Source organism: Pseudomonas sp. LAMO17WK12:I10 (assembly GCF_900215185.1).
Taxonomy (GTDB): Bacteria; Pseudomonadota; Gammaproteobacteria; order Pseudomonadales; family Pseudomonadaceae; genus Aquipseudomonas; species Aquipseudomonas chlororaphis.
In genome coordinates this window covers 37,434-53,464 of record NZ_OBDX01000013.1, presented here as the reverse complement: position 1 = coordinate 53,464, position 16,031 = coordinate 37,434, and the positions used below count along the sequence as shown (strand labels likewise).

Below are 16,031 nucleotides of genomic sequence, written 5' to 3'. Positions count from 1 at the left end.
GCCTAGGCGCACAACGGCGGCCCTGCTGGCCTCACTCCCGTCGCAGCCGGCGCTCGAGGGCGGCGGCCAACACCGAGGCCTCCTGTTTCAAGGAGGCGCAGAAGGCCTCGACGAAAATCGATGACGGCCGGAAATCCGGACGGATCAGCATCACCCGGTATGGCACCGACAACTGCAGCGGGCGGATCGCCAGGCCCCTGCCCGCCTCCTCCATGGCGCTCAGCGGGTTGATGATCGCTACCCCCAGTTGCTGGCGCACCATGGCGCAGACCGAGGCGGCATTGGTGGTCTCGATCACCACCCGGCGGTCGACGCCGGCCTGGCGAAAATGCTCGTCGAGGGTCTGACGATAAATGTCCAGGCCTGACAGGTTGATGAAATCCACCCCGCGAAAGTCTTCGCTGTGCAGCAGCGGCTTGGCCAGCAGCGGGTGCCCCTCCGGCAGGATGCACACCATGTCGGCGCAGAACAGCAGTTCGCCCTGGGTGCCCCGTGGCAGGTGTTCGCTTTCGGTCAGGCCCAGGTCGTGGCGCTGGGCGCTGAGGGACTCTTCGAGCAAGGGCGATTCCTGGGCGGTGATGCTCAGGCCGATGCCGGCGTGTTGCTCCTGGAAGTGCTTGCACACTCGCGGCAGCAAGGTCTGGGAAAACAGCGGCAGGCAGGTCAGGCTCAACTGGCCGTGCTCGAAGCGGCGGATCGATTGCGCCACGCTGTTGATCCGCTCCAGGCCGACATAGGCGCGTTCCACTTCTTCCAGCAACAGCATCGCCTGGGCGGTCGGCAGCAGGCGGCCGCCCTCGCGGTCGAACAGGCTCAGCCCGGACAGGCTCTCCAGCCGCGCCAGCTCGCGGCTGACCGTGGGTTGCGAGGTGAACAGCAGGCGCGCGGCGCCGGTGACGCTGCCAGCCTGCATGATGGCGCGGAACACCTCGATATGGCGCAGGGAAATGTCCACGGCTTGCTCCTAGGTTTGAAACGCTGATTCACACAACCCATATCAAAACTGAATCGAGATACAAAGAATAGATATTTTATTGAATACGTCGCCCTCGGCATCATGCAGGCCTCTTTCCTCGCCACAGACGATTGCCATGGCCATTCCCTTTTCTCCCGAGCAACTGACCGCCGCCGCCCGCCAATACGGCACCCCGTTGTGGTGCTACGACGCGCGGACCATCAAGGTGCGCATCCAGCAATTGAAGGCCTTCGACGTGGTGCGTTACGCGCAGAAAGCCTGCTCCAACCTGCAGGTGCTGCGCCTGATCCGCGAGGCCGGGGTGCGGGTGGACGCGGTGTCCCTGGGGGAAATCGAGCGGGCGTTGCTGGCCGGGTTCAGCCCGCAAGGTGATCCGGCCGGCATCGTCTTTACCTGCGACCTGTTCGACACCGCCACCCTGCAACGGGTGGTGGAGCTGAACATCGAGGTCAACGCCGGCTCCATCGACATGCTGCGCCAGCTTGGTGAGAAATCCCCGGGCCACCGCGTGTGGCTGCGGATCAACCCGGGCTTCGGCCACGGCCATAGCCGCAAGACCAACACCGGCGGCGAGAACAGCAAGCACGGCATCTGGCACGAGCAGGTCGGCGAAGCCCTGGCGGTGATCCGCCAGTACGGCCTGAAGCTGGTGGGCCTGCACATGCACATCGGTTCCGGCGTGGACTACGGGCACCTGGAACAGGTCGGCGCGGCCATGGTGGCGGCGGTCAAGTCCCTGGACCACGACATCGAGGCCTTCTCCATCGGCGGCGGCCTGTCCACCCCGTACCGTGCGGGCGACGAGCCGGTGGACGTGCGGCGCTATGCCAATGCCTGGCGCCAGGCCCGCGAGGAAATCGAAGCCTGGCTCGGCCACGGCGTGCGCATGGAAATCGAACCCGGGCGTTTCCTGGTGGCCGAGGCCGGCTGCCTGGTCAGCGAAGTGCGGGTGGTGAAAGACGCCGGCAATCATCACTTCGTGCTGGCCGACACCGGCTTCAACGACTTGATGCGCCCGGCCATGTACGGCGCCTATCACGCCATGAGCCTGATCGACGCCAACGGCCAGGCGGTGCAGCGTCCACTGCGGCCCACCGTGATCGGCGGCCCGCTGTGCGAGTCCGGCGATATCTTCACCCAGGACGACGAAAGCCTGACCCCGCAGCTGCTGCCCCAGGCCCGGGTCGGCGACCTGTTGGTGATCCACGACACCGGCGCCTATGGCGCCAGCATGTCCTCCAACTACAACAGCCGGCCGCTGCTGCCGGAAGTGCTGTTCGAGGATGGCCAGGTGAAACTGATCCGCCGGCGCCAGCCGCTGGCGGACCTGCTGGAACTGGAGATGGGGCTGTAAGGGCCTGAGACGCAACGTCACAGCTAAGCGGGGGGACGATCTGCCTGTCCCCCCTTCCAGGCATCCCCCCTTGATCGACGCCGGGACTTCGTGGCCAGCCGCTGGAGTGCTGGCCACGCCAATCAAGAAACCTGCCCCGACGCCGGGTACCGCCTGGCGCTAGCCCTCGACCACCACCAGGAACTGGCTGTAGCGATCGATGCCGTCCTTGGACAGTTCAAGCCCGGTCTCGCCCATGCGCGACATCCATTTGCCGTTGTCGCCACGCAGGGAAATCTGCCCGCTGGCGGTGTCGATGGCATAGGAGAACTGGCAGTACTGATCGATGCTGTCCTTGGACAGTTCAAGCCCGGTCGCCCCCATCCGCGACATGAACTTGTTGGTGTCGCCCTGCAATGCCAGCTTCTTGTCGTTGCCGATCTGGATCAGGGTGACCCTGAACTTGCAGTATTGGTCGATGGCGCCCTTGGACAGTTCGAGCCCTGTTGCGCCCATCCGCGACATGTAGTTGCCCGAGTCGCCGCGTAGCGAGATGACAGTACCGTTTTCAATCACACGTTGAGGAAGAACGATCATGTTTGGCACTCCTTGCTGATTGGGTAGGTTTCCTGGTGTAACCACAGGCGCAGCAATGCCCTGGCAACTCATGACCGTGCTCATCCCGGAGGGATATTAAACGCCCCTGGATTGCCTGCCGCAGGCGCAGTGTAGTCGAGCGATTGCCGGCTCCCGGGGGCGCCCGGGAGACAACTGGACCAGCGGTTGCCGCGGCCCCGCCGCCCTCAGATCAAAGCGCTATGCACGGCCAGATGCAGACGCCACAAGGCTATAAAAAACCGCGGAGCGCCAAGGCTCCGAAGAGCCAGGGGTCGAGTGCCGGACAGCTTCACAGCCCAGCTGTGAAGCCTGTCGGGAGGGGAAGAATTCAGTCTTGCTGGGGGCTCATGTACCGCGAGAAATTCTCGATGTAGTCGGTGAGGTTCTCTTCCATCATCAGGCGGAATTCCTCGACGAAATAATCCACCGCCTGCTGCTTGGCCGCCGCCAGTTCTTCGGCGTTGCGGCAACCGCAGGCGCTGACCCAGGCGGCGAAACGCGAGTTGGCGTACATCAGCGAGGCACTGGCCTTGCCGCGGCTGCTGTCGCCGATATGGGTGTTTGCCAGTTCGATGATGGCATCGGCGCGGTTGTAGAAATCCTGATCCGTTTCGTTGGCCAAGGGGCATTCCTCTTGAAAGTGGGCAGATGAGCGATAGGCGATGAAACATGAGCCTGAAGAAAGCCGGCGAGTATAAGAGCCTCGCGCCCAACCATCGACGGCTTTTGCTGCCTCGCGCCCTGCTGTATTCAGTCCGGCCAATGCCGCTCCAGCACCTGCGCCACCTGCGGGTGGCGGTCGATGCGCTCCAGCAGATCGCAACACTCGGGGCGTTCGCGCCGCAGATGCTCGCGCGTGCCGCACCAGCGCGACACCACCGCCGCCTGGAAATCCAGGGCCGCCAGGGGTGAACCACTGGCGTACAGCTGCGTGGCGAACTGATCGGCGAACACCTCCCAGTTGCGGTGCAGGCGCTCATGGGCCGCGTCCCGTACCCGCGCCCTCAGCGCTTCATCGGCATCGCGCAGCCAGCGCTCCGGGTAATCGATCACGCTGATCGCCGAGTAGCAATTAGCGGCGATAAACACCAGGCCGCGAATGGCCTGCGCCCGGGCGCTCTCATCCTCGGGCAGCAGCGCCGAGCGCGGATAACGCAAGCCCAGCTCGATCAGGATCGCCGCGCTCTCGGTGAGGACACTGCCGTCCGGCAGTTGCAGGGTCGGGACCTGTTTCAGCGGATTGAGCCGCGCCAGCTCGTCGGCCCCGGGCGACGGCGCCCAGGACGAGGCTTCGACGATACGGTACGGCACCTGGCAACACTCCAGGGCGATCTCGACGATGGCCGAGCCGGAGCCTTGTGTCCCATAAAGTTGATACATGACCATCCCCTCGCTTGACTGGGCCTTACATCTGACGGGTGGCTTACGCGGGTTGTTCACTCCAGTGCCGGAAGTCCGCTAGGCGATAGGTCGGATGCTGGTGAACAGCCTCGGCCGGCACGCGCAGAACGCTTCCACGGTAGCTCAAAAGGTAAAGGCTCAGCGGCTCGGGAACACGCATGCGCCGCACCAGGAAATGGATCAAGCGATTGAGCATCCCAAAGCGTTCGATCTCCGGCCGTATCCCGGCCTTGACCCGCAAGAACTTGCCGCAAGCAGAGAACCGGATCTGGTGAGGGACAAACTCAATGACGCTGGGCTAGAACCTCGATGCGCAGCACCCCGTGAACGCCCGTCGCACAGTCGATACGCACCGGCAAAAACGCCTCGATCACCCGGATATTGCTCTGCAGGTGCTCGCTCATGCGTGGGGTGGTGAAGCTCCCGCCGCCGGCCAGGGCCATGGGCAGCAACAGTTGATCGGCCAGGTGCTCGGCCACCGCCGCGCCGGAATCCAGCCACTCGCGGGCCTGGTCGATGGCCCGATCGGCCACGCTTTCGGCCCGCAGGCTGCTCTGGCCAAAACCGCTGAACAGCTCGGTCAGGTGCTCGAAGACGAACTCCAGCAACAGCACGTTGCCCGGGCCGCATTGCTCATCCAGGCGCACCGGGCTCAGGTGCTCCCTAGGCAGGTCCAGGCGGCTGCCGACCCGGCGCAACTCGCGCTCCGCCACATGCTCCGGCAGGCCGGCGCTCAAGGCCCAGGCCCGACGCCCAAGCAATTCGCCGCGCTGTTCCAGGTGCAGGGGTTGCAGGGTCGAAGGCTGGATAAAAGCCTCCAGCTCGCCGCCGCCGGCAGGAACGAAACCATGACGCAACAGCTGCAACTCCACCTGCCCGCCCATGCGCCGCAGTTGCGGCAGCCAGGCCTGCTGGAGGAAATCCACCGGTGGCGCCAGCGGGTTGTGGGTGCCGCCGCTGATGCTCACGCGGCTGGGCTCCGGGGCTTGCATCAGGGCCGGCAACAGGGTCTGCAACACCAGGGTGCAGCTGCCGGCGGTGCCGATGGCGAAACAGTAGTCGCCGCCGCGAATCGGCCCCGGCTCGAAGGTCAGCGCCCGGGAACCCAGCTCGGCGCCCGAGACCCTGGCCGCGCAGACCTGCGCGGCCGCCAGCACCGCGGACAGGTGCTGGCGCAGCAACCCCGGGCGACTGCGCCGGGCCCGTATGTTGTGGATGCGCAGGGTCTTGCCGGTGAGCATCGACAGGCTCAGGGCACTGCGCAGGACCTGGCCGCCGCCGATGGCGCCGTCCAGTTCGATGACATCCTGTTTCATCACATTCCTCAGGCGTAGTGCCGGACGCTGTCTCGCAAGTAGGCGTCCAGCACAGCATTGTCTTGATGGGTGCGCGCCAGCTTGGGCACCGGGCGTTCCAGTTCGGCGGCGATAAAGGCGTGCAGCGCCGGGCGCCGCGGCCCGTAAGCAGACTCGTCGGCGCTGCGTTTCAAGGCCAGCAACTCATCCACTTCGTCCAGCAGTGGCCGATGGTCGACGGTGCCCAGCAGCTCGGCGAAGGTCATCGGCGGCCGGCCGCGCCCCTGATCGATCCAGCGCACCGCCAGCAACGGCCGGAGCACGTAGAAGTACTTCTTGAGCCGCACGCTGTCGCCTTGCAGGTAGCCGCGAAAGTTCTTCCTGGCCATCGACAGGTAGTGATTGCGTGCCGCCGGCGGACTGTAGAAGGCCTCCGCCAGCTCTCGCAGGCGCGCGGTTGCCGCCGGCTCGCTGCGATACACCAGGGGCGAATCCAGCCACTCCAGCAGGGTCGGGTTGGACTTGCGCAGCAACCCGAGGGTCTTGCGCAACTCCCAACCGCTGATGTCCAGCTCATCGTCCAGCGGCCGCTCGATCACGTCCCGCCCGGTGTCCACCTGGATGAACCACTCGGGCTTCTCCACATAGACGAACCGCACATCGTAGTCACTGTCGGTGGAGGCAAAGCCCCAGGCCCGGCTGCCCGATTCGCAGGCATACAACACCTGCACGTTACGCTCGCGCTCGATCCGCGCCAGCTCACCCAGTACCCGCTCGCGCATGGCGCTGCTCAGCGGGTAGCGTTCATTGAATTCCATGATTCCTTGTCCTGTTCAATCGACGATCGCCAGCACCTCAGCGCTGGCCTGATCGCCTTGTACATCGGTATTCACAACAGGCGCTTGAGCGATCCGCGAGGCACTTCACCGGCCTCCTCCATCGCCTGCAACCGCTGCGCCAGGGCTTCTCGCAGTGGCTTGGGGGTCACCGGGTCGAACATCGCGTAACGGGCATCGCACCAACGGGTCAGGGCCTCGCGCCAATAAGCGGCTTCGCTGCCCGCCCGATCCAGGCGACACAGCAGGTATTGCAACTGGCGCCAGCCCGGCTTGAGCCCCAGCAAGGCCCAGCGACGCGCCTTCGGCAGCGCATGCCAGTGCTGGTCCAGCCGCTGTTCCAGGGCCTCTTCGAACGCCGCCCAGGGCTGCTCGCGCAGCAGGCCGAGGGCGCAGTTGAAGACCTTGTCCGACGGATCGTCCAGGGCCACCAGCTGCTGGGCCACGCCACGTTCGCCGAGGGTCTGCAGGGCCAGCAGGCGCACCGTCAGCGCCTTCGAGGCCAGGGCCTGTTGCAGCATGGCGTCGGCCTGCGGCTCCCGCAGCTCCCTGACCAGCCCCAGCAGGCCCAGCCACTGGCGCTTGTTGCCCGGAGCCGGCTGCTGCAACCGGTCCAGCAGCACTTGCCGTGGGTCCAGCCCATGGCGTGGCGCGGCCCAATGGGCCAGGCAACGCAAGGCCCCCGAAGGGTCGAGCAGGGCCTGCGCCAGGTACCCGCGACAATCGGCCAAGCGTGACAACAGCAGCCGCAACGCCTTGACCCGCACACTGGCACTACAGCTGCGCATCACCGCTTCCAGCAAAGGCACCGCCTGCTCATCGGGCAGTTCGGCGCAGGCATCTACCGCCATCTGCCGCACGCTGACCTCGGGGTGGCGCAACGCCATGGCCAGCAGCGCCGGCCGGTCCTCGACGCCCTTGAGCAACAGCTCGAAGACAAAGCGCGCGGCCTTGCCCCGGCAATCGCCAAAGGCCCCTTGCACTTCGTCGCGCACCTGGGCCAGTTGCAACACCGCGGTGGCCCGCTCCAGAGTCGCGCCGTGGTCGGTCCGCTGCTTGCTGGCAAGGGCCAGCAACGGTGCCAGGGTCTGCAACAGCAGCCCGGCGTGCTCCGGCGCCCAATACGCCTCGACGGCCACGGCCGCTTCCTGGCGAACCTGGGGCACCCAATCGTTGAGACGTTCCAGCAGCGCCGCCAAAGCCTCGGCCGATGGCTGCGCGGACAATCCACGCACCGCGGCCTGCCGCACGAACCCGTTGCCGAAGCGGCTCAGTTCCAGCCAGGCGCTGTGCCTGTCCAGAGTGTCCATCACTTCCCGCACGCGGCGGGCTTCGTAGTCGCTCAGCTGGTAATGCCAGCTGGGCGGGGCCTCTATTACTGCGTCCATGTCGTGCATTGTTCTACCCCTTGACGCACACCACCTGACGCAGGGTGTGCAGCACTTCCACCAGCTCGCGCTGGGCGTGCATGACTTGGTCGATGTCCTTGTAGGCCATCGGGATTTCATCGATTACCGCGGTGTCCTTGCGGCATTCCACATGAGCGGTGGCGCGGATCTGGTCGGCCAGGGTGAAGGTGTTCTTGGCCTTGGTGCGGCTCATGGTGCGCCCGGCGCCGTGGCTACAGGAGCAGAACGCCTCCTCGTTACCCAGCCCGCGAACGATGAAGCTCTTGGCGCCCATCGATCCCGGGATGATCCCCAGCTCGCCCTTCTTCGCCGACACCGCGCCCTTGCGGGTCACCAGCACCTCTTCACCGAAGTGGCGCTCCTTCTGCACGTAGTTGTGGTGGCAGTTCACGGCCTCCAGCGCCACCTCGAAGGGCTTGCGGATCACCTGGCGGGTGGCCTGGATCACCAGTTGCATCATCAGTTCACGGTTGTGCCGGGCAAAATCCTGGGCCCAGGCCACGGCCTCGACGTAATCGTCGAAGTGCCGGCTGCCTTCCTCGAAGTAGGCCAGGTCGCGGTCCGGCAGGTTGGCGATGTGCTGGCGCATGTCCGCCTGGGCCAGGTGAATGAACAGGTTGCCAATGGCGTTACCCACGCCACGGGAACCGCTGTGGAGCATGAACCAGACCCGGTTGGTCTCATCCAGGCAGACCTCGATGAAGTGGTTGCCGCCGCCGAGGGTGCCCAGGTGCTGGCGGTTGTTGCTGTTGGCCAGCGCCGGGTACTTGTCGGTGATCGCCTTGAAGCGTGGCTGCAAGGCCGCCCAGGCCTGGTCGGCCTGGCGCGGCACGTCGCCCCAGGCGCCCTTGTCGCGGCCGCTGCGCGGCGAGGTGCGGCCATGGGGCACCGCCTGTTCGATGGCGCTGCGCAGACCGTGCAGGTTATCCGGCAGGTCTGCCGCCGTCAGCGAGGTACGGGCGGCAATCATGCCGCAACCGATATCCACCCCGACCGCCGCCGGGATGATCGCACCCAGGGTGGGGATCACGCTGCCGATGGTCGAGCCCTTGCCCAGGTGCACATCCGGCATCACCGCCAGGTGCTTGAAGATGAACGGCATCTTCGCGGTGTTCATCAATTGCTGGCGGGCTTCGTTTTCCACGGGCACGCCCTCGGTCCACATCTTGATCGGCTTGCCGTTGGCGACTTCCAGCAGTTGGTAGGTCTTGTGTTCCATGTTCCTGACTCTTTTTTCTGTGGCTGAAAATCCAGCCTTGTTCGGTAGCCGGTGGTCCGGCATAAAACGGCGACCAGTGAAGGCGGAACATGCAGCGCGCTCTGCCACTGAGCTACTCCCTTGCGGTTGGCGGGAATCGAACCCGCGACCACGCTGTCCTGTAGTTCCACCGGCATTCGCCGGGTCAATCGGTGCAGGCAGGGCCTGCGGGCAGCGACAAGAAAACAGGCACATTTGCTCTACCGACTGAGCTACAGCCTTGCGGCTGGCGGGGTTCGAACCCGCGACACGATGTAGTACCTGTGGCATTCGCTGCCATCCCGCTCGGGCGGGAGAAAAAACTGCGACGACAAGGGTCGATGAAACAGTGCACTCGTGTTCTGACCGTTGAACTACGGCGCCTTTTCAGGCACCGGCGGGACTCGAACCCGCATCACGAATCTGGGATGTAGTTCCATCAGCATTCGTCGCTGAAATCGCAAAAAAGGTGGCACGACAAAAGAAGTGACTGATAGCCGGAATCGAACCGGCATAACCAGGATGTACAGCCACCGGCATTCGTGCCTTCACGGGCCCTGACAACATTTGCTGGGACGTCTTTGGATGTAGTCACAGCGGCATTCAGGGCCAATGAACGAAAATTCTTCGGCGTGCGCCGGGTGAGCGGCGCACGGTTTATCTCATGCCTTGCCGATCAGGGCGCCATCGCCTCGATCGCCTCGACCCAGTGCTGCGCACCGTAGTTGCCCGCGGTGAACTGCTGGATCACATCGAACACCGCGTCACTGAAGCCGCCAACGTTGAGGATGTCCTCGCGGTCCGGCGCCTGGGTGGTGGCCCCGGGTTGCATATCGATGCACACCAGCCGCGCCTGCGGGTTGATGGCCTTGATCCGCTCCCACTGGCGCAGGGTTTCGGTGGCGCCATGACGCCGCGCATCGATCCACGACTCGTTGTCCGAGACCAGGATCAGGGTGTCCACCTTGCACTTGGCATTGGCCAGTTGTGCCAGGGGCGCCGAGCAGTTGGTCCCGCCACCGCCGATGGCCGCCAGTTTCTGCGCGTTGCTCATCACGCTGTCCCGCGGGTTGAGGCGGATATCCACCACCCCGACCTCGAACGGCATGACCCGCGCCGCCGGCTGCTTGCGCAACACCGCTGCCGCCACCAGGGCCGCCACATCGATGCAACGCACCGCCGTGGTGGCGCCCTGGCGATAACCGGTGACCGGGCTGTGCATCGACCCCGAGACATCCGGGCACACCACCACCGCGCCTTGCAGCGCCGGCACGTTGGCCAGCGACAGCTCCAGGGCATCCTGCAACGCCTCGCGCACCGGCTGCGGCACCTCGTCCCCGGCCATGCGGTAGGCCGCCAGCAACTGGTACGGGTAGACCCGGGCCTTGGCCACCTCGGCGGCATCCGCCAGCCGCGCCGCCACATACTCGGTGCAGCCCGGCACCTGGAACGCGCCATGGCGAGCCAGGGTGTTGAGGTTCATGCGCAGCCCCTGCCAGCCCATATTGTGCGCCTGTTCGGCCCATTGCTCGCGGCTCAGGGTTTCGTTGCCGAGCAACTGGAACGGCACCTGCGGCACCATCGTGGTCGCACCGCTGCGAAAGGCCAGCAAGGCGCGGGTCAGCTCAGGCAGCGCCTGCACATCCACCGGTTTGCCGATCAACCAGGCGAAGAAGGCTGCGCGCCAGGCCTCGCCTGGCTTGGGGTGCACCATCTTGACCACGTCCGCCAGCGACGGCTGGTTGCCCACCGAGGCCTGCAACAGCTGGCGTTCGGTGGCGCTGTTCAACCAGTTCTGCACCAGGCGCTTGGGCTGCGACCCGAGGGATTTACGCCCGGTCGCCCCGCTGCGCAGGATCTGCACGAAGTTGCGCAGCATCTTGCCGTTGTCCACCACCTGGGCAAACAGCTCCGGCACCAGGGCCGAGCGTTGCGCGGTCAGCGCCGCCAGCAGCAAGGCCGGCATGTCTTTCATATGACCCTGTTGCCGAGCGTAACGCGCGGCCTGGGCGACGAAACGGCTGTCGACTTCGTTCACCAGTTGCAGCACCGCTTCCAGCTGGCCTTCGGGCGAGGTGTAGAAGGTCGAGTTCAGGCAACCGGTCACCGCCAGCTGGGCCAGGCGGTGCTTGGCGTTGTAGGCATAGGCCGGGGCCTGGGCGGCGTTCAGGGTGTTGCTCGCTGGCGCTTTGGCCTGTTGGGTGTTGAACAGCTGGAAGTTGGCCATCTTGGCGTCTCGCTCTGTTTGTCTTGTTCGTTGCCAGAGAGATTGCAGCCGCTGTGCCAGTTTTATTTTTCTGTGCGAATTATTTTTTAAATTATTGATTTATAACGATTTTATTTTTAAATGATTTTTCATTGGCGAGTCTTCGAGACAAAGCTGCTGATAATTTTATATCTTTGTTTATCGTTTTTATCTTCAGGTATAAATATGTCAGGCAAGCCCACGGTCGCCATAGGTTTTGTCGGTTCCACCCTCGATCGCGTCGGCAAGGGCGCCAACCGCTGGAACCATTGGCGCCCCAGTGTCGGCCTGTGCCAGCAGCAGGACGTGCTGATCCACCGCCTGGAGCTGATCCACGGCCTGGACGCCCGGGACGTCAGCCTGGCCGAGCGGGTGGCCAGCGACATTCGCCAGGTATCGCCGCAGACCGAGGTGCGCCTGCACCCCATGGGCCTGAAGAACCCCTGGGATTTCGAAGAGGTGTACGGCGCCCTGCACGACTTCACCAGCGCCTACCCCTTCGACACCGAGCGCGAGGACTACCTGGTGCACATCACCACCGGGACCCACGTGGCGCAGATCTGCTGGTTCCTGCTGACCGAGGCGCGCTACCTGCCGGCGCGGCTGATCCAGACCTCCCCGGCGCGGCGCCGCGACCCGCAGGAGCACGCCACCGGCACCCACGCCCTGATCGACCTCGACCTGTCGCGCTACGACCGCATCGCCTCGCGCTTCGCCGGCAAGCGCCTGGAGGGCCTGGCCTTCCTCAAGTCCGGGATCGCCACCCGCAACGCCGCGTTCAACCGTTCCATCGAACAGATCGAGCGAGTCGCCCTGCGCTCCAGAGCACCGATGCTGCTGATCGGCCCCACCGGTGCCGGCAAGTCGTTCCTGGCCCGGCGCATCTATGAGCTCAAGCGCGGCCGGCATCAGGTCCAGGGGCGTTTTGTCGAGGTCAACTGCGCCACCCTGCGCGGCGACGGCGCCATGTCGGCGCTGTTCGGGCATATCAAGGGCGCCTTCACCGGCGCCCAGAACGCCCGCGACGGCCTGTTGCGGGCGGCGGACGGCGGCATGCTGTTTCTCGACGAGATCGGCGAACTGGGGCTCGACGAACAGGCGATGCTGCTCAAGGCCATCGAGGAGAAACGCTTCTTCCCCATGGGCTCGGACAAGGAAGTGGACAGCGACTTCCTGATCATCGCCGGCACCCACCGCGACCTGCGCGGCCGAGTCGCCCAGGGCCTGTTCCGCGAGGACCTGTATGCGCGGATCAACCTTTGGACCTTCAACCTGCCGGGGCTGGCCGGGCGGCGTGAGGACATCGAGCCGAACATCGATTTCGAACTGGAACGCCATGCCCGCGAACAAGGGCGCCTGGTGCGCTTCAACCTTGAGGCGCGGCGGCGCTACCTGGCGTTTGCCAGCTCCAGCGAGGCGGCGTGGCTGGGCAACTTCCGCGAGCTGTCGGCGTCCATTACCCGCATGGCCACCCTGGCCGACAGCGGGCGCATCGACGAAGCCCAGGCCGAAGAAGAAATCGAGCGGCTACGGTATGCCTGGGGCTTGAGCCAGGAGCAGGATCCGCTGGCCACTTTGCTGGGCGACAGGGTCGAACTTGACCTGTTCGACCGCCTGCAACTGCAGGCGGTGATCGAGGTCTGCCGCCAGGCCGACAGCCTGTCCGATGCCGGACGCAAGCTGTTTGGCGTGTCCCGCCAGACCAAGGCCCAGCCCAATGACGCCGACCGCCTGCGCAAGTACCTGGCGCGCTTTGGCCTGGAGTGGAAGCAGATAGTTGCACCCGCGGACTAAGAGGGGTTGCCTGCGGCAGCGGCTACACAAGCCCACTGCCCCTCCCGCCAACGGTACAGATCGCTTCCCCGGTAGCCGCTGGCGAAGCCTGCGATCGAGCGCGAAGCGCTCGCAAAAGCGCCCCACACACCTGCCCTGCCCTCAGTCACCCGGCACCGCGAACACCGCGTTGGCCCTGGCCACCACCCGCTCGCCGACCTGTAGGGTGACGGTGGCAAAGGCCATCTGCCGGCCGCGCCTGGAATGTTCCAGGCGCACGTCGATCCATTCGCCGACCTGCACCGCGCCGAGGTAGTCCAGGTGCATGCTGGCGGTGATCAGTGGCAGCGGCGGATCGCTGGCGAAAGCCATGGCGTAGCCCATGCCGATATCGGCCAGGGTGGCGAGGATGCCGCCGTGCACGGTGCCACGCCCGTTGGCGTGACGGTGGTCGGCGCGCAGGCCGATCTCCAGTTGCAGGCCGCTGCCACGGCAATACACCGGGCCGATCAGCTCCAGCAGCGGGCTGCTGCGGGACAAGGGGGCATAACCTTCGGGTAACTCGAGCGAGCTCATGACGGGTCTCCGTTGCCGATGGCGATGACCGAGGCACGGATCATCGGTCCCTGAGGTGTACGCCGAAGCGGTGCCCGCGCCCAGCCGTATCCATCCGGCAAATCCCTGGCGATAAGTCGCGGCGACACCACATTCTCGCCCCTCCCCGAGCAATCGACGATAAGATGCGCAGCCGTCCCGCCTGCCCCGGGCACGATCATTTATTTCAAGGAGCGACCATGCACCCTCAGGACGACACCCCCACCCCGCTGCGCAGCCTCGCCGTGGTGCTGCTCAGCACGCTGCTGGCCGCCTGCTCCCCCAGCGATCGTTCGTCCTCGGTGGCGGTCGGCGGCGCCCAGGGCAAGGCCGGCGCGCAACTGGCCTATGAACATGAACTGAGCCTGTCGCTGCCCTCGGCGCAGATCGCGCCGCGCCTGGCCGCCACCCGCGAAGCCTGCGAAAACGCCAAGTTCGGCGCCTGCAACATCCTGCGCCTGCAACAAGGCCAGTACCACGCCCAGGTGATCCTGCGCATCGTGCCCGACGGCGTCGAACCGATAGTCGCGCTGGCCGCCCAGGGCGCCGAAATCGGCGAACGCATCACCAGCGCCGAAGACCTGGCCGACGCCGTGGCCGACGTGCAGCGCCAGCAGGAACGGCTCAAGGCCCAGCAGCAACGCCTCGACCAGCTGGCGGCGCGCAAGGACATCACCGTCAGCGACCTGATCGCCCTGAGCAAGGAACAGGCGAGCATCGAGAACGACCTGCAGGCCCTGGCCCAGGTCGCCGCCGGGCAGCAGCGCCGGCTCGACACCAACCGCCTGACTCTGAACTTCGTGCCCACCGACAGCAGCCAGCGCGGCTCGACCCTGCAACAGGCCTTCGACAACCTGTTGGACAACCTCGCCTACGGCACTGCCGAAGCCCTGGAAAAAGGCAGCTATGTGCTGCCATTCCTGATCCTGGCCTTCCCGCTGGTGATGATCTGGGTCTGGCTGTGGCGCCGGTTCGTGCGCCGTCGTTGAGTCGCAGCACTCTGCAAAGCCCAAGAAGCCCGGCCTGATGCGCCGGGCTTTTTTATGGGCACGGGCGAGCTTGTCGTCCCGAGGATTTTTATCGCGAGCCGGGCCGCCCCGGCCCCGCCAACTTCGACAGCCCACCGCCAGGCCCCGCCAAACAAGGCCTGGCGGGCATAGGCGAAGAAAACTGCACGAACGTACCTGAAACTGGCACGTTTTTCCCATGCACCTGCAGCTTGCGAATCGACCCACCGCAAGAGCCGCATCGACGGTGCCTACCCGCACCAATAGCAATCATCGGACGCTATCCGCGTCCCCATAAAGTGCAGACGGCGAGCCAAAAGCTCGTTGAGCTGAGACTGGCGATAAGGAAGTCTCATGTGCGATGTGCAGTCATGTTCACCGGCGTTTTCCGCTATTGGCTCCACCGTTTCGCCCCTGGTTCCGCCTCGTCCGGCAGCCCTGCCCGGACCGGCCCTCGCGCCCTGTGCGTCATCGACGATCGACCTTGCGCACGCTACGCGGCGCTGCCTGTGCCAGTCTCTGGCGATGCCCCCTGCTCCAGTCGATGGGGCAACTTTCAGGCTGGCGGTAGCGGCTGTTATAAAGCCCACCCTCTCCCGGTACCGATATCCAAGCCAGTCTTCCCAGGTACTGCCTAGCGTATCCCGATACAAACATTCGCCCCCAGCCCGGTCTCGCCACTGTCCAAGTAGCGTCGACGGAAGAAGCCTCGACAAGACCGATCGTCGACTGTTTTTGAACCACTAAGCAGCCAACTTCATTTTGCACTCGGTGACATTTCACCGAGCGAAAGCCGTATTTCTATCGTTGCGTATTCGACAACAAACAAACGTGCCAAAGCGCGTTAAAAGTGGATGATCAGAGCGTTGTCCGACAATAAGGCAATTCAATATCAATGCATCGACCACTGGGTAATGAGCGGACCGCTGTTTACATACATTCAATGTACGCACCGATTAATTATCCGCACCCCCAGCAGGTTAATAAGAGCTCCGTCATCGCCCTGCTCAATGACGGGCAGGCGAGCGCGCCATGGATACTCAAGAATGCTCCCCGAACGGGCCGTAAAGACTACAGAGGCCCTATGCAGAGCCCTGAAAACAACAAGATCAAGGACCTCCAGGCAATGACCGGCTAGTCACTGTTTATTTGCACCAAATCAATTCGCCAGACACTTTTTAGTGCGTTGGCCATGGTACTGATCGCCCCTGTTTCCGGCTGAAAAGCGGATAACCCAGGGCAGGCAGGCTCGCCCGCAAAAAGCATTTAAGGTCAACTTTTCGAGGTGCTGAATATATATTGCTGCG

The 16,031-nt window shown here is 64.6% G+C and carries 13 protein-coding genes and 1 tRNA gene; 3 read left to right on the top strand and 11 right to left on the bottom strand.

The genetic code is table 11. The annotated features are described in order from the left end of the window. Nucleotides 1–31: 31 nt before the first annotated feature. Entirely contained in the window at nt 32–955 is a 924-nt protein-coding gene (locus tag CRO75_RS15750) for a LysR family transcriptional regulator (RefSeq protein ID WP_007932667.1), read from the bottom strand. A gap of 136 nt (nt 956–1,091) precedes the next feature. Between CRO75_RS15750 and lysA the strand changes: the two genes are divergently transcribed. Further along, complete coding sequence (gene lysA / locus CRO75_RS15745) at nt 1,092–2,330, top strand: diaminopimelate decarboxylase (protein WP_097136640.1); 1,239 nt, start codon at nt 1,092–1,094, stop codon at nt 2,328–2,330. A gap of 159 nt (nt 2,331–2,489) precedes the next feature. Here lysA and CRO75_RS15740 read toward each other — a convergent pair whose 3' ends face one another. The 9 genes from CRO75_RS15740 to CRO75_RS15700 all read right to left on the bottom strand — a co-directional run bounded on the left by CRO75_RS15740 (nt 2,490) and on the right by CRO75_RS15700 (nt 11,332). Then, entirely contained in the window at nt 2,490–2,906 is a 417-nt protein-coding gene (locus tag CRO75_RS15740) for a hypothetical protein (RefSeq protein ID WP_007932660.1), read from the bottom strand. 349 nt (nt 2,907–3,255) lie between these two features. After that, the gene (locus tag CRO75_RS15735; protein ID WP_062822851.1) at nt 3,256–3,549 is read right to left on the bottom strand and encodes a DUF3144 domain-containing protein; all 294 of its coding nucleotides are present in this window, start codon (nt 3,547–3,549) and stop codon (nt 3,256–3,258) included. Between the two features lie 128 nt (nt 3,550–3,677). After that, on the bottom strand, nt 3,678–4,307 hold the full coding sequence (locus tag CRO75_RS15730) for a glutathione S-transferase (protein WP_097136809.1): 630 nt from the start codon (nt 4,305–4,307) through the stop codon (nt 3,678–3,680). Nucleotides 4,308–4,612: 305 nt separating this feature from the next. Next, entirely contained in the window at nt 4,613–5,644 is a 1,032-nt protein-coding gene (gene rtcA / locus CRO75_RS15720; RefSeq protein ID WP_097136637.1) for an RNA 3'-terminal phosphate cyclase, read from the bottom strand. Between the two features lie 8 nt (nt 5,645–5,652). Further along, nucleotides 5,653–6,441 (bottom strand): nucleotidyltransferase domain-containing protein, encoded by a 789-nt coding sequence (locus CRO75_RS15715; protein WP_097136635.1) that lies wholly within the window; start codon nt 6,439–6,441, stop codon nt 5,653–5,655. Between the two features lie 71 nt (nt 6,442–6,512). Beyond that, nucleotides 6,513–7,856, bottom strand: coding sequence for a PBS lyase (locus CRO75_RS15710; RefSeq protein ID WP_097136633.1), 1,344 nt, complete (start codon nt 7,854–7,856; stop codon nt 6,513–6,515). 4 nt (nt 7,857–7,860) lie between these two features. After that, the gene (locus CRO75_RS15705) at nt 7,861–9,087 is read right to left on the bottom strand and encodes an RtcB family protein (protein WP_097136631.1); all 1,227 of its coding nucleotides are present in this window, start codon (nt 9,085–9,087) and stop codon (nt 7,861–7,863) included. 124 nt (nt 9,088–9,211) lie between these two features. After that, nucleotides 9,212–9,348, bottom strand: a tRNA-OTHER gene (locus CRO75_RS32850). 433 nt (nt 9,349–9,781) lie between these two features. Next, nucleotides 9,782–11,332, bottom strand: coding sequence for an RNA-binding protein (locus CRO75_RS15700; protein ID WP_097136629.1), 1,551 nt, complete (start codon nt 11,330–11,332; stop codon nt 9,782–9,784). 204 nt (nt 11,333–11,536) lie between these two features. Here CRO75_RS15700 and rtcR point away from each other — a divergent pair, with 204 nt between their 5' ends. Next, nucleotides 11,537–13,144 carry an RNA repair transcriptional activator RtcR gene (rtcR, locus tag CRO75_RS15695; protein WP_097136627.1) on the top strand — a complete coding sequence of 536 codons (1,608 nt, stop codon included), beginning with the start codon at nt 11,537–11,539 and terminating at the stop codon, nt 13,142–13,144. Nucleotides 13,145–13,285: 141 nt separating this feature from the next. Here rtcR and CRO75_RS15690 read toward each other — a convergent pair whose 3' ends face one another. Next, nucleotides 13,286–13,699, bottom strand: coding sequence for a PaaI family thioesterase (locus tag CRO75_RS15690; protein WP_097136625.1), 414 nt, complete (start codon nt 13,697–13,699; stop codon nt 13,286–13,288). A 218-nt stretch (nt 13,700–13,917) separates the two neighbouring features. On the opposite strand from CRO75_RS15690, the gene CRO75_RS15685 reads away from it, so the two are divergent. Further along, nucleotides 13,918–14,706 carry a DUF4349 domain-containing protein gene (locus tag CRO75_RS15685; RefSeq protein ID WP_097136623.1) on the top strand — a complete coding sequence of 263 codons (789 nt, stop codon included), beginning with the start codon at nt 13,918–13,920 and terminating at the stop codon, nt 14,704–14,706. Nucleotides 14,707–16,031 lie beyond the last annotated feature (1,325 nt).